This is a genomic window from Streptomyces sp. BF23-19 (assembly GCF_041106355.1).
Classification (GTDB): Bacteria; Actinomycetota; Actinomycetes; order Streptomycetales; family Streptomycetaceae; genus Streptomyces; species Streptomyces virginiae_A.
The window spans coordinates 99,433-113,565 of record NZ_JBGBPT010000009.1 but is presented as its reverse complement, the minus strand read 5'-3'; the positions used below and the strand labels follow the sequence as shown (position 1 = coordinate 113,565).

8 protein-coding genes are annotated in these 14,133 nt (G+C 75.1%); 7 read left to right on the top strand and 1 reads right to left on the bottom strand.

Features of this window, described 5'->3' with window-relative positions:
- Position 1 precedes the first annotated feature (1 nt).
- The 7 genes from AB8A24_RS08010 (at position 2) to AB8A24_RS07980 (ending at position 13,798) form a co-directional block, all read left to right on the top strand.
- The gene (locus tag AB8A24_RS08010; RefSeq protein WP_369475230.1) at positions 2-2,269 is read left to right on the top strand and encodes a pyridoxal-phosphate dependent enzyme; all 2,268 of its coding nucleotides are present in this window, start codon (positions 2-4) and stop codon (positions 2,267-2,269) included.
- A 74-nt stretch (positions 2,270-2,343) separates the two neighbouring features.
- Positions 2,344-2,568: an MbtH family protein gene (locus AB8A24_RS08005; RefSeq protein ID WP_030716628.1), complete on the top strand. Its 225-nt coding sequence runs from the start codon at positions 2,344-2,346 to the stop codon at positions 2,566-2,568.
- A complete protein-coding gene (locus AB8A24_RS08000; RefSeq protein WP_369475229.1) occupies positions 2,561-4,354 on the top strand; it encodes a condensation domain-containing protein in 1,794 nt (597 codons plus the stop codon). The genes AB8A24_RS08005 and AB8A24_RS08000 overlap by 8 nt, the downstream gene beginning before the upstream one ends.
- A complete protein-coding gene (locus AB8A24_RS07995) occupies positions 4,351-7,560 on the top strand; it encodes an amino acid adenylation domain-containing protein (RefSeq protein WP_369475228.1) in 3,210 nt (1,069 codons plus the stop codon). Before AB8A24_RS08000 ends, AB8A24_RS07995 begins: the two co-directional genes overlap by 4 nt.
- 19 nt (positions 7,561-7,579) lie before the next feature.
- On the top strand, positions 7,580-10,819 hold the full coding sequence (locus tag AB8A24_RS07990; RefSeq protein WP_369475227.1) for an amino acid adenylation domain-containing protein: 3,240 nt from the start codon (positions 7,580-7,582) through the stop codon (positions 10,817-10,819).
- 67 nt (positions 10,820-10,886) lie between these two features.
- The gene (locus AB8A24_RS07985) at positions 10,887-12,425 is read left to right on the top strand and encodes an amino acid adenylation domain-containing protein (protein WP_369475226.1); all 1,539 of its coding nucleotides are present in this window, start codon (positions 10,887-10,889) and stop codon (positions 12,423-12,425) included.
- A gap of 47 nt (positions 12,426-12,472) precedes the next feature.
- Positions 12,473-13,798 (top strand): MFS transporter, encoded by a 1,326-nt coding sequence (locus tag AB8A24_RS07980; RefSeq protein WP_328960658.1) that lies wholly within the window; start codon positions 12,473-12,475, stop codon positions 13,796-13,798.
- On the opposite strand, the gene AB8A24_RS07975 is transcribed toward AB8A24_RS07980, so the two are convergent.
- Positions 13,792-14,019: a response regulator transcription factor gene (locus AB8A24_RS07975; RefSeq protein ID WP_030716619.1), complete on the bottom strand. Its 228-nt coding sequence runs from the start codon at positions 14,017-14,019 to the stop codon at positions 13,792-13,794. The genes AB8A24_RS07980 and AB8A24_RS07975 overlap by 7 nt on opposite strands.
- Positions 14,020-14,133 lie beyond the last annotated feature (114 nt).

The window sequence follows — 14,133 nt, the reverse complement described above, 5'->3', positions numbered from 1 at the left end:
CATGCTGTTCGACACCGTGACGGACGCGATCGGCGGGACCCCGCTGGTCCGGCTGCGCCTGGGCGAGGCCCGCGGCGTGGAGGTCTACGCCAAGCTGGAACTGCAGAACCTCTTCGCGATGAAGGACCGCGTCGCCCGCAACATCCTGCTGGAGGCCCGGCGGCTGGGCACCCTGAAGCCCGGCGCGCCCGTCATCGAGAGCTCCTCGGGGACCATGGCCCTCGGCGTCGCCCTCGTCGGCCGCTCCCTGGGTCACGAGGTGCACATCGTCACCGACCCGCGCATCGACCCCGTCACCCTCGCCAAACTCCGCGCCCTGGGCTGCCGGGTGCACGTCGTCGAGGCCATGACCAGCCACGGCTGGCAGAGCGCCCGCCTGGAGCGGCTCGCGGAGCTGCGGGGCGAACTGCCCGGGGCCTTCTGGCCGCAGCAGTACACCAACCCCGACAACCCCGGCGCCTACCGCACCCTCGCCGGTGAACTCCTCGCGGACCTGGGGCGGTTCGACACCCTCGTCGGAGCCGTCGGCAGCGGCGGCTCCCTGTGCGGCACCGCCCGGGCGCTGCGCGAGCAACTGCCCGCCCTGCACGTCGTCGGCGTCGACTGCGTGGGCAGCGCCCTCTTCGGCCAGCCCGACGTGCCGCAGCGGCTGCAGAGCGGGCTGGGCAACAGCCTGCTGCCGAAGAACCTGGACCGCACCCTCGTCGACGAGGTCCACTGGCTCAACGACCACGAGGCCTTCGCCGCGACCTGGGACCTCGCCCGCGAGCAGCAGATCTTCGGCGGCAACACCTCGGGCTCCGTCTACCGGGTCCTCACCGGCCTCGCCGACCGCGCCGAGCCCGGGACCCGGATCGTCGGCATCCTGCCCGACCGTGGCGACCGCTACGCCGACACCGTCTACAACGACGAGCACTGGGACGCGAACCGGCTGCGCGAGGTGCCCACCGCCACCGCGCCGGCCACCCTCGGACCCGACGGGACCGCCCGCACCTGGTCCACCCTCGCCTACAGCCCGCCCGCCGGGATCGGCCAGCACCTGCTGTTCGTGGAGTCCAACACCACCGGCACCGGCATGCTCGCGCTGGACCGGGCGCGCGAACTGGGCACCGTACCCGTCCTGCTGACCGGCGACCCCGACCGCTATCGGGGCCTCGCGGAGACCGGCGCCGAGGTGCTGCGCTGCGACACCAACTCCGACGCCGCCCTGCGCGCCGCCGTACAGGAGCGGTTCCGCCGCGAGGAGATCGCCGGGGTCACCACCACCAGCGACTTCTACGTACCGGCCGCCGCCCGGATCGCCCAATGGCTCGGTCTGCCCGGCAACGCGCCCGAGGCGGTGGCCGTCTGCCGCGACAAGTCGGCCCTGCGCGAGCGCCTGCGGACCGCGGGCGTCCGCCAGCCCCGCTACGCCCTGGTCCGCGGGCCGGCCGGGGCCGCGGCCGCCGTCGCCCGCACCGGACTGCCCTGCGTGGTCAAGCCGGCCGACGACTCGGGCTCCACCAACGTCCTGCTCTGCGCCGACGAGGCGGAGGTCCGGGCCCAGATCGAGCGGATCCTCGCGATCGACACCAACGTGCGGGGCATGCCCACCGCCCGCACGGTCCTCGTCGAGGAGTACCTGGACGCGCCGGAGTACAGCGTCGAGATGTTCGGCGGGGACGGGCAGGCCGTGTGCGTCGGCATCACCGCCAAGTCCGTGACCGCCGGCCCGCACTTCGTCGAGCACCGCCACCTCTTCCCCGCCCCGCTGCCCGCCGGCACCGCCCAGCTCGTCATCGACACGGTGACGGCGGCCCTGGACGCGGCCGGGATCCGGCTGGGCGCCACCCACACCGAGGTCAAACTGACCGCCGACGGGCCCGCCCTCATAGAGATCAACCCGCGCCCGGCCGGCGGCATGATCCCCGAACTGATCCGGCTCGCCACCGGCGTCGACCTCCTCGACGCGCAGCTCCGCGCCGCCCTCGGCCTGCCCCCGCACCTCAAGGCGGAGGAGGCCGGCCACGCCGGGATCCAGTTCCTCCTCGCCGACACCGACGGCACCCTGACCGCCGCCCACGGCGCCGAGGCCGCGGCAGCCGTCGAGGGAGTCGAGTCCGTGCTGGTCACCGCCGCCCCCGGCGCCCCCGTCCGCAGGCCCCGTAGCGCCTCCGACCGGCTCGGGCACGTGATCGCCCGCCACGGGGAGCCCGAAGGCGTGCACGCCGCCCTCGACGCGGCGCGCGCCCTGATCCGCCTGGACATCGAGGCCGCGCCGCGCTCCTGACCGTCCGTCACACCCGTACCGACGACGCGCCGTACGACCCGTACGGCCGCACCCGACCCGAAAGGCGAACCGCCATGAGCAACCCCTTCGAGAACGACAACGCCTCCTACGTCGTGGTCCGCAACGACGAGCTCCAGCACTCCCTGTGGCCCGCCGGCAACCCCGTTCCGGCCGGCTGGACCGTGGTGCACGGCCCCGACGGCCGGCAGGCCTGCCTGGACCACGTCGAGCGGGTCTGGACCGACATGCGTCCCGCTTCCCTGGTGGCCGCCCTCGCCGGGAACGCAGCCCGTGGCTGAGCCCGTCCACCGCACCGAGCACCCGTCCGGGCCCGACCCCGTACGGACCCTGCGCACCCTCTTCGCCGAGGTCCTCGGCCGCGCCGAGGTCGACGCCGGCCACAGCTTCACCGGGCTGGGCGGGGACAGCATCCAGGCGATCCAGGTCGTCAGCCGGGCCCGCGCGGCCGGCCTGGTCGTCAGCACCCGCGACGTGCTCCGCGCGGAGAGCGTGAGCGCGCTCGCCGCCACCGCCCGCGCCCAGGGCCGGGCGGGCGAGGACGCCGGACCGGCCGTGCCCCCGCGCCGGTTGGGCCCGCTGGCGCCCACCCCCATCATGGGCTGGCTCGCCGAACTCGGCGGTCCCGTCGACACGTACAACCAGTCGCTCGTGCTGCGCACCCCGCCCGGCTTCGGGGCGGCCGCCGCCGAACGCACCGTCCAGGCCCTCCTGGACACCCACGAGATGCTCCGGCTGCGCCTGCCCGAAGGGATCGGGGCCGCCGGCGCCGAGCCGCTCGTACCGCCCGCGGGCTCCGTCACCGCGGCGGAGCTGCTGGAGCTCGTGGACGCCCGCGGGACGGGCGAGGCGGAACTCCCCGCCCTGACCCGGGAGCGGATGCGGGCCGCGCGGCGGCTGCTCTCGCCCCGCGAGGGCCACATGCTGCGCGCCGTACTCCTGGACCGGGGAGCCGGACAGCAGGGACGGCTCGCGCTCGTCGTCCACCACCTCGTGGTCGACGGCGTCTCCTGGCGCATCCTCCAGGACGACCTGCGCAGCTGCTGGACGGCCCTCGCCGAGGGCCGCGAGCCCGCCCTGGAACCGGCGGCTACCCCCTTCGCGCACTGGGCCGACCTGCTGCGCGCGGAGGCCACCTCCGGCCGGCGGACCACCGAGGCCGACCGCTGGGCCGCAGCCCTGCGTGAGGCCCCGCAGCCCCTGGCCGGGGTCCGGGCGCCCGGCGGCCTCGACCCCGAGAGCCCGGAGAACACCCTCACCCTGACCCTCGGGCCGGACGTGACGGGCCCCCTGCTCACCACCGCGCCCGGCCTCGTCAACGGCACCGTCAACGACGTACTGCTGACCGCCCTGGCTCTCGCCGTGCTCGGCCGGCGCGACACCGACGAGGAGGGCGAGGAGGGCGAGGAGGGCGCCGTCCTGGTCGACGTCGAGGGCCACGGCCGGGAGGACGTCGCCGACGGCACCGACCTGTCCCGCACCGTCGGCTGGTTCACCACCGTGTTCCCCGTCCGCCTCGCCCTCGGCCGCCCGGACCTCGACGAGGCCCGCGCGGGCGGACCCGCGGTCGGCGCCGCCCTACGCCTGGTCAAGGAGGAACTGCGCGCCGTACCCGACAAGGGCATCGGCTTCGGGCTGCTGCGCCACCTCAACTCCCGTACCGGGCCGGATCTCGCCGCGCGCGGCATCCCCGAGATCGGCTTCAACTACCTCGGCCGGTTCCCGATGGGCGGCGACGCCCCGTGGGACGCCGCCCCCGGGCACGACTTCGCCCTCGACGACGCCGACGAAGGCCTTCCGATGGCCCACGCCGTGGAGGTCAACGCGGCCGCCCACGAGGGCCCGGACGGCCTCACCCTCAGCGCCACCTGGACCTGGGCGGGCAACGTCTTCCCCAGGCAGTGGGTCCACGACCTCGCGCAGGAGTGGTTCACCATGCTGCGCGCCGTCGTCACCCACGCGGCCCGCCCCGACGCCGGCGGGCTGACCCCCTCCGACGTATCCCTCGCCCAGGTCAGCCAGGCCGACCTCGACACCTTCGAATCCCAGCTCGGAGCCCTGCTGTGATCCCTCTGTCCCACGCCCAGCAGCGGCTGTGGTTCCACGCCCGGGACGGCGCCGACGGCGCGCTGTACCACATTCCCGTCGGCCTGCGGCTGCGCGGCACCCTCGACCGCCCGGCCCTGCGGGCCGCGCTCGCGGACGTGAGCGGCCGCCACGAGGCGCTGCGCACCGTCTTCCCCGACGAGGCGGGCCGCCCCCACCAGCGGGTCCTGGGCCCCGCGGACGCCGCCCCGGTGCTCACCGTCACCGACTGCCCGCCCGCCGAACGCGCCCGGCGGGCCGAGGAGGCCTCGTCCCGGCCCTTCGACCTCGGCACCGAACCGCCGCTGCGCGCCCACCTGTTCACCGACGGCGCCGAGGACCACTACCTGCTCCTGGTCCTGCACCACATCGCGGGTGACGGCCACTCCGTGAACGTCCTCGTCCGCGACCTCGCCGCCGCCTACACCGCCCGGTGCGTCGGCCGGCCGCCCGAGTGGCCCGAACTGCCCGTCCAGTACCCGGACTACGCGCTGTGGCAGCGCGAACTCCTCGGCCCGGCCCAGGACCCCGACTCCCTGCACGGCCGGCTGCTCACCCACTGGGCGGCCGTCCTCGACGGCCTGCCCGAAGAACTGGCCCTGCCCGCCGACCGCCCGCGCCCGGCCGTGGCCGGCCACCGGGGCGCACTGGTCGAGGCGCGGACCGACGCCGCCGCCCACGCGGGACTGGCCGCGCTGGCCCGGGAGGTCCGCGCCACCCCGTTCATGGCCGTCCAGGCCGCCTTCGCGGTCCTGCTCACCCGCCTCGGCGCCGGCACCGACCTGCCGCTCGGCTGCCCCGTCGACGGCCGGGAGGACGAAGCCCTCACCGACCTCGTGGGCCTCTTCGTCAACACCCTGATCGTGCGAGCCGACACCTCCGGCGACCCCACCTTCACGGAGCTGCTGGGCCGGGTGCGCACCGCCGCCCTGGAGACGTACGCCCACCAGGAACTGCCCTTCGAATCGCTGGTCGAACGCCTCAACCCGGCCCGCTCGCCCGCCCGTCACCCGCTCTTCCAGGTCGCCGTCTCCGCCCAGCGCACCGAGCCGCAGTCCCCCGCCTTCGCGGGCCTGCGGGCGCGGGTGGAGGCGGTACGCACCGACACCGCCAAGTTCGATCTCACCCTGGAGGTCGAGGAGCTCCACGACCCGGCCACCGGGCAGCCCTTGGGCCTGGCCCTCGGCCTGGAGTACGCGAGCGACCTGTTCGACGACGCCACGGCCCGGCGCCTGCTGGACCGCCTCGTCCACCTCATCGGCGCTGTCGTCCGCGCCCCTGCGGTCCCGCTCTCCGCACTCGACGTCCTGCTGCCCGGGGAGCGCGCCGACCTCCTGGAGCACTGGCAGGGCGCACCCGTGGTCCCTGACGCCCGTACCGTCCACGGGGCCTTCGCGGAGCGGGCCGCCGCCCACCCCGGCCGCCCCGCCGTGCGCTGCGCCGGCCGGGAGACCACGTACGGCGAACTCGACGCGCGGGCCGACCGGATCGCCGCACGGCTACGCGCCCTCGGCGTCCGGCCGGGCGAAGCCGTAGCCGTCCTGATGGACCGCTCGGCCGACCTCGTCGCCGCCTGCCTGGGCATCCTCAAGGCGGGCGCCGCCTACCTGCCGCTGGACGCGCGGGCCCCGCGCGCCCGGACCGGGACCGTGCTCACCGCGGCCGGGGTCGCCGTCCTCGTCACCGACGTCCCGGACGGCGGACCCCTACCGGCGGGTCCGCGCCACGTAGTGCGTCCGGACGACCGGCCCGCCGCGGAGGCCGGGACGGCCGGGACGGGTGTGCCGAGCGGGCACGCCGACGCGCTCGCCTACCTGATGTACACCTCCGGCTCCACCGGCACCCCCAAGGGCGTGGCCGTCCCCCACCGCGAGGTCGTCGCCCTCGCCACCGACCGGCGCTGGCGCGGCGGCGCGCACGAGCGGGTCCTGTTCCGCTCCCCGCACGCCTTCGACGCCTCCACCTACGAACTGTGGGTGCCGCTCCTGAACGGCGGCCTGGTCGTCGTCGCGCCGCCCGGCGAGCTCGACGTCGACGCGCTGGCCCGGCTGATGGCCGAGGAGAAGGTCACCGGGACCTTCCTCACCGCCACTCTCTTCAACGTCCTCGCCGACCGCTGCCTGCCCGCGCTCGGCACGCTGCACGAGGTGATGACCGGTGGCGAGGCCGCCTCGCCGTCCATGGTCCGCCGGGTCCGCGAGGCCTGCCCCCGCACCACCGTCACCAACGCCTACGGCCCCACCGAGACCACCACCTTCGCCGCGACCTTCGCCGTGGGCCCGGGCCAGGAGGCCCCCGACGGGCAGGTCCCGATCGGCCGCCCCCTCGACGGCACGCAGCTCCACGTCCTGGACGAGCGGCTCGGCCTCGTGGCGCCCGGCGTCATCGGCGAGCTCTACATCGCGGGCGCCGGACTCGCCCAGGGCTACCTCGGCCGGGCCGCGCTGACCGCCGAACGCTTCGTGGCCTGCCCGTACGGCCCTCCGGGCACCCGCATGTACCGCACCGGCGACCTGGCCCGCTGGACCACCGACGGCCAGGTCGAGTACCTCGGCCGCGCCGACCGGCAGGTCAAGATCCGCGGACTGCGCATCGAACCCGCCGAGATCGAGCACACCCTGGCCGGCCACCCGGCGGTGGGCCAGGCCGCCGTCACCGTCGTGGACACGCCCGCCGGTCCCGCGCTCGCGGGCTACGCCGTCCCCGCCGAGGGAACCCCCGCACCCGACCCGCGGGAGTTGCGCGAGCACCTGCGCGCCCGACTGCCCGACTACATGGTGCCCGCCACCCTCACCCTGCTCGACGCCTTCCCCGTGACCGCCAACGGCAAGACCGACCTGGCGGCCCTGCCCGTGCCGGGCCCGGCGACGGCCGGCAGCGCGGGCGCCCGCCAGGAACCGCGCACCGACGACGAGCGCGCCCTGTGCGCGATCTGGGAGCAGGTCCTGGGCGTACCGGACATCGGCGTCCACGACAGCTTCTTCGACCTCGGCGGGCACTCCCTGCTCGCCACGCAGCTGCTCGCCGAGGTCCGGGACCGGTTCGGCGGCGCCGTCGGCATCCGCCAGTTCTTCACCGGTCCCACCGTCGCCGAACTGGCCGCCGCCCTGCCCGCCGCCGCGGCCGCCGGCGCCGGCGCCGAGGACCCGCCGATCGTCCGCCGGGCCCGCCGCACCCAGACCGCCTGACCACCGAAGGAACACCACCGTGAACCACCCGCCGTCCACCCCCGCCACTTCCGCCGCCGCCCCGGCGGCCCGCTCCCTGGTCGAGGACGTCCTGCCGCTCTCCCCGCTCCAGGACGGCATCCTCTTCCACGCCCTCTTCGACGAGGAGGAACGCGACGTCTACGTCGCCCAGTTGCTCCTCGACCTCGACGGCCCCCTCGACGCGGACCGGCTGCGCGCCGCCGCCGACACCGTCCTGGAACGGCACGCCAACCTCCGCGCCGGTTTCCTGCGCCGCGCCACGGGCGAACCCGCCCAGGTCGTCCAGCGCGGTGTACGGGCCCCCTGGCAGGAGGTGGACCTGTCCGGGCTCGACGAGACCGAGCGCACCGCGGCCGTCGACACCCTCCTCGCCGAGGACCGGGCCACCCGCTTCGACCTCGCCCGGCCGCCGCTGCTGCGCTTCACCCTCGTCCGCACCGGCCCGCTGTCCCACCGGCTGCTGCTGACCTACCACCACATCGTGATGGACGGCTGGTCCTGGCCGGTCCTGGTACGCGAACTCCTCGCCCTGCACCACGCCGACGACGCCCCGCTGGGCCCCGTCACCCCCTACTCCGCCTTCCTGAGCCGGCTCCACAGCCGCGACACGGCCGCCGCCCAGGACGCCTGGACCCGCGCCCTGGACGGCCTGCCGGGCGGAACCCGCACCGCGCCGGTGTCCCCGCCGCCCGGCTCGGTCCTGCCCGACCGCGTGGAGACGTACCTCCCCGAGTCCCTGACCGAACGGCTCGGCGCCCTCGCCCGTGGCCACCGGATCACCTCCGGAACCCTGCTCCAGGGCGCGTGGGCCCTCCTGCTCGGCCGGCAGATCCGCTCCGAGGACGTGGTCTTCGGCGCCATCGTCAGCGGCCGCGACCCCGAACTGCCCGGAGTCGCCGACATCGTGGGCCTGTGCATCAACACCGTGCCGGTCCGGGTCCGCATCGACCCGACGGAGTCCCTCGTCGCGCTGTTCGAGCGGCTCCAGGACGAGCAGGCGCGCCTGATCGATCACCACCACCTCGGTCTGGTCGAGATCCAGCGGCTCGCGGGAGCGGGCGAACTCTTCGACTCCTGCGTGGCCTTCCAGAACTACCCGGTCGACGCGGCCGGCCTCGCCGCCCTCGGCGCGGGCGGGCTCCGGGTCACCGGAGTGGACCCGTACGACGCCGCCCACTACCCGCTCTCGCTGACCGCCATCCCCGGCGACCGGCTGCGCCTGCAGATCGACCACCGGCCGGACGTCTTCGACCGCGACACCGCCCAGGCCCTGCTGGAACGCCTCGCCCGGCTCCTGGAAGCCGTCGCCGAGGACCCCTCGTGCCCGGTGGGCACCGTGGACCTGCTCTCCCCGGCCGAACGCCACCGCGTCCTGGTCGAGTGGAACGACACCGCCCGCGACGAGGACTACGCGGAGGTCGTGGAGCGCGTACGGAAGCAGGCCGGGCGCCGCCCCGACGCCGTCGCCACCACCGACGACACCGGCCGCACGCTGAGCTACGCGGACCTCGTGGCCCGCGCCGACGCGCTCTCCATGGCCCTGCTCGCCGACGGGGTACGCCCCGGCGACCTGGTCGCCGTACTCAGCGAGCCCACCGCCCGCGTCCCCGTCGCGATGCTCGGCATCCTCGGCTCCGGTGCGGCCTACGTCCCGCTGGACCCCGAGGGGCCCGTCACCCGGACCGCCGACCTCCTCGCAAGCGGCGGGATCGCCCGCCTGCTGGCCGCCCCCGAACAGCGCGCCCGCGCCGAGGAGATCGCCGCCGCCGTCCCCGGCGGCCTGCCCGTCCTCGTGATCGACGACGCGGCCGCCGCGGCCCCGGGCGAGCGCCCGGCGCCGGCCGGCGGACCCGACGCCCTCGCCTACGTCTGCTTCACCTCGGGCTCCACCGGCAAGCCCAAGGGCGCCATGGTCCACCGCCGGGGCATGAACAACCACCTCCTGGCCAAGGTCGAGGACCTCGGTCTCGGCGACGGCGACCGCGTGGTGATGAACGCCCCGCTCACCTTCGACATCTCCGTGTGGCAGATGCTCGCCCCACTGATCACCGGCGGACAGGTCCACCTGGTCACCCGGGACACCGCCCGCGACCCGAACGCCCTCTTCGACGACGCCGCACGCCGGGGGATCACCGTCCTGGAGACCGTGCCCTCCTTCGTCCGCGCCGCCGTCGACCTGTGGGACACCGGCGTGCAGCCGCCGGCCCTGCCCGAGCTGCGCTGGTTCATCGTCAACGGCGAGGTCCTGCCGCCCGAACTGTGCACCCGCTGGTACGCGCGCCACCCGCAGGCCGCGATCGTCAACGCCTACGGCCTCACCGAGTGCTCCGACGACAACACCCACGCCTTCATCGGCCCGGACGTGCACGCCCAGCTGGAACACGGCCGGCTGCCCGTCGGACGCCCGCTGCGCAACAACACCCTCTACCTGCTGGACGCCGCGCTCGCCCCCGTACCGCCCGGCGTGCCGGGCGAACTCTTCATCGGCGGCACCGGTGTGGGCCCCGGCTACCTGCGCGACCCGCGCCGCTCCAGCGAGCGCTACGTCCCCGACCCGTTCTCCGCCGTCCCCGGCAGCCGGATGTACCGCACCGGAGACCTCGCCCGGATGCGGGCCGACGGCCAGCTCGACTTCCTCGGTCGCCAGGACCACCAGGTCAAGGTCCGCGGCAACCGCATCGAACTCGGCGAGGTGGAGACCGCGCTGCGCGCCGTGCCGGGCGTCGGCGAGGCCGTCGTCGCCGTCGACCGGGACCACGCGGGCCAGCAGCGGCTCATCTGCTACTTCATCGGGACGCCCACCGCCGAGGAGGTCCGCACGGAGCTGGGCCGGAACCTCCCCAACTACATGGTCCCGTCGCTGTTCCTGCACCTGCCGCAGTTCCCCCTCACCGTCAACGGCAAGCTCGACCGCAAGGCGCTCCCCGACCCGGCCACCGTGCACCGTCCGGCCGGACGGCTGCCCACCACCCCCGCCGAGAAGACGGTCTGCGAGATCTTCGCCTCCGTCCTCGGCCTCCAGGAGGCCGGCATGGACGACGACTTCTTCGCCCACGGCGGCCACTCGCTCCTCGCCACCCGACTGGCCGGCCGCATCGGCACCGAACTCGGCGTACGGCTGAACATCCGCGACCTCTTCGAGACGCCCCCCCCCGCGGGCGTCCCCGCCCGTCTCACCGAGGCCGCCGCCGCACCCGCCCGCCCCGCGCTGCGCCCCCGCTCCCGTGATCAGGCCTGATCACGCCTGACCAGGCCTGACCGCGCCGCGAAGAGCCCCGACCGCACCCCCAGGAGACACCGCCACCATGAGTCCGACCCAGACCACCCCCGTGCCCCTGCGCATCGCGCACCGGGCCGGGCTCACACCCGAGGCCACCGCGGTCCGCGCCCCCGAGGGGGAGCTGACGTACCGCCAGTTCGACCGGCGGGCACGCGCGGTGGCCGAGGAGCTGCGCGCGGCGGGCGCCGGACCGGAGGACACCGTGCTCCTGGGGGTGCGCCGGGGCGTCCACTGGGCGGTGGGGCTGCTGGGCATCTGGTACGCCGGCGCGGCCCCCCTCCTGGTGGACCTCGACGCCCCCGACGAGCGGCTGCGTACCCTGCTGCGGGCCGCCGGCACCCGGCACGCGGTCGCACAGGACACCTACGCCGCCGCGATGCTGCAACGCCGTACCGGGAGCGAGTTGTTCTGGGCGTCCACCACGACCGCGGCCCCCACCTCGGCGGTCCGGCCCGTCGACGTGGCTCCGGGGTCCCTCGCCTACGTGCTCTTCACCTCCGGATCCACCGGGCAGCCCAAGCCCGTGGCGGTCGGCCACGCCGGACTCACCGCCCAGGTCGCCACCCTGGCCGAACGCTACGGGCTGACGGACCGGGACCGGGTCCTGCAGTTCGCGGCCCCCGCCTTCGACGTCAGCCTGGAGGAGGCCCTGCCCACCTGGTGCACGGGCGGCGCCGCCGTCTTCGTCAAGGACAACGTGCTCTCGCCCGCCGAACTGGAGCCGTTCCTCGCGGCGGAGCGGATCAGCGTCGTCAACCTCCCCACCCCGTACTGGTCGCAGTGGGCCAAGGACCTGGCGCGCGCCCCACGGCCGCTGCCGTCCGCACTGCGTCGCGTGGTGATCGGCAGCGACGCGGGCCGCACCGCGGACCTGACGCGCTGGACGACCGCCGGCCATCCCCCCGTGATCAGCTGCTACGGCCTCACCGAGTCCACCATCACCGCCACCTCCTACGAGCCGGGACCGGCCGAACCGGCCGGCTTCGCGGGCGACGAGCTGATCCCGCTCGGCGAACCCCTGGCCGGCGTAAGGGCGTACGTCCTCGACGAGGAGCTGCGCGAGGCACCCCCCGGCGCCGCGGGCGAGCTGTACCTGGCGGGTTCCTGCCTGGCGCGCGGCTACCACGGCCGGCCGGGCCTGACCTCCGAGCGGTTCGTCGCCGACCCCTTCGCCGATGCCCCGGGCGAGCGCATGTACCGGACGGGTGACCGCGTCACCCGCGCCCCCGGTGGGCCGCTCGTCTTCCTCGGGCGCGCCGACGACCAGGTCAAGATCCGCGGCCACCGCGTCGAACTCAAGGAGGTGGAGGCGGCCGTGGCCGCCCACCCCGACGTCGTCGACGTGGTCGCCCGCGCCGTCGCGGCGGCCGACGGCCCGCAGCTCGCCGCCTGGGCCGCCGTCACCCCCGGCAGCCCCCTCACCCCGGACGAGCTGCGCCGGCACCTTCTGGCCAAGGTGCCCGGGTACCTCGTACCGGCCGTGGTGACACTGATGGAGCGCCTGCCCCGGACCCCGGGCGGCAAGCTCGACCCCAGGGCGCTGCCCGCGCCCGCCCCCCGATGAACCCGCACCCCGCGGACCCCGTCCGCGACCAGACAAGGAACGCACCCGTGTCCGTCACCACCGACGAGTCCGCCGACGAGTCCACCGCGTCCGGCCAGGCCGTGGAGCGCCGACGGCGCAGGGACTTCCGTCTCTTCATGTCCTCGCACATCTGCAACGAGCTGGGCGGCAGCATCACGTACGTGGCCCTGCCGCTGATGGCGGTGCTCACGCTCGACGCCTCGGCGATGCAGGCGGGCCTGCTGTCCGCCGCGGAACACGCGGCGTTCCTGCTGCTGGGTCTGCCCGCCGGGGCCTGGGTGGACCGGATGCGCAAGCGCCGCGTGATGATGGCCGCCGACCTGGCGCGCGCCGTCCTGCTGACCGCGCTGCCGGTGGCCTACCTGCTGGACCTGCACTCGATGCCGCTGCTGTACGGGGTCGCCCTGCTGCTGGGCTGCGCCCGGCTGTTCGGTGACGTCGCCGATCAGAGCTACCTGCCGACCCTCATCGGCAAGGACACCCTGATCGCGGGCAACTCGAAGCTGGAGACGGTGCGTTCGGGGGCCGAGTTCGCCGGCCCCGGCATCGCCGGCTTCCTGGTGCAACTGCTGGGCGCGGCCGGGACGCTGGCCGGCCAGGCCGTCACCTCGCTGGTCTCCGTGGTCCTGCTGGGGCGGATCGGGGCCCGGGAGGAGAAGCCGGAACCAGCCCCCCGCCGGCACCTGCTGCGCGACATCCGCGAGGGGCTGAGCTATGTCCTGAGCCACCGGATCCTGCGGCTCATCGCCCTGAACACGGCTGCCGTGAACCTGTTCCTCAGCGCGGTGATGGCCATCGAGGTGCTCTTCCTGACCCGGACCGTCGGGCTGCCGCCCGCGGCCCTCGGCTGGGTGCTGACGACGGCCACGATCGGCTCGGTGCTGGCGGCCACCGTCGCGGACCGGGTGACCCGGGCCGTCGGCGCGGCCCGGCTCACGTGGCTGTCCCTGCTGGTGACCATGCCCTTCGGGCTGCTGCTCCCGCTGGCCGACAAGGACTGGCGGATCGGCCTGTTCGTGCTCGGGTCGCTCGTCCAGTCGGCCGGCGTCACCCTGTACAACATCTGCCAGGTCACCTACCGGCAGACGGTCTGCCCGCCGCACCTGCTCGGCCGGATGACCGCGACCATGCGCTTCCTGGTGTGGGGCGTACTGCCGCTGAGCGGCCTGCTCGCGGGACTCCTCGGTGAACTCCTGGGCGTGCGGGACGCGCTGTGGGTGTGCGCCGCCGCCCTGTCGGCGGCCCCGCTGGTCCTGCTCTGCTCCCCGCTGCGGCGGATGCGCACGTTCGAGGACGATGCCCCGGTGGTCGGGGCCGAGTCCGGTGCCACGACCGCGCGGTCGGCTCAGTAGCCCATCCGGAAGGCGATGTGGGTGAGCTGGGTCCGGTTCACCGCGCCGGTCTTGCTGCGCAGCCGGCGCAGGTAGGTGTCGACCGTGTGCGGGCTCAGCCCCATCCGGCACGCGATCATCCGGTACGTGTCCCCCTGCGCGAGGTAGGCGAGCACCTCCTGCTCGCGGGGGGTCAGGGCGGGCAGCTCCGGTGCGCGGGCGGTGAGCGTGGTGTGCAGCATGTGGGGCTCCGGATTCCGGATCGAAGGTGAAGGGGGAGCGGCGGGGCTCGGCACCCCCGGTGACGGTGCGATCGCTTTGGGTGCGATCGCACCGTTTCGGACGTCCGGGGCCTG

Bases quoted from the DNA above. Each gene is read 5' to 3' on its own strand.
- AB8A24_RS07985 (WP_369475226.1), top strand. From the start codon at position 10,887: ATGAGTCCGACCCAGACCACCCCCGTGCCCCTGCGCATCGCGCACCGG.
- AB8A24_RS08005 (WP_030716628.1), top strand. From the start codon at position 2,344: ATGAGCAACCCCTTCGAGAACGACAACGCCTCCTACGTCGTGGTCCGC.
- AB8A24_RS08010 (WP_369475230.1), top strand. From the start codon at position 2: ATGCTGTTCGACACCGTGACGGACGCGATCGGCGGGACCCCGCTGGTC.
- AB8A24_RS07975 (WP_030716619.1), bottom strand. From the start codon at position 14,019: ATGCTGCACACCACGCTCACCGCCCGCGCACCGGAGCTGCCCGCCCTG.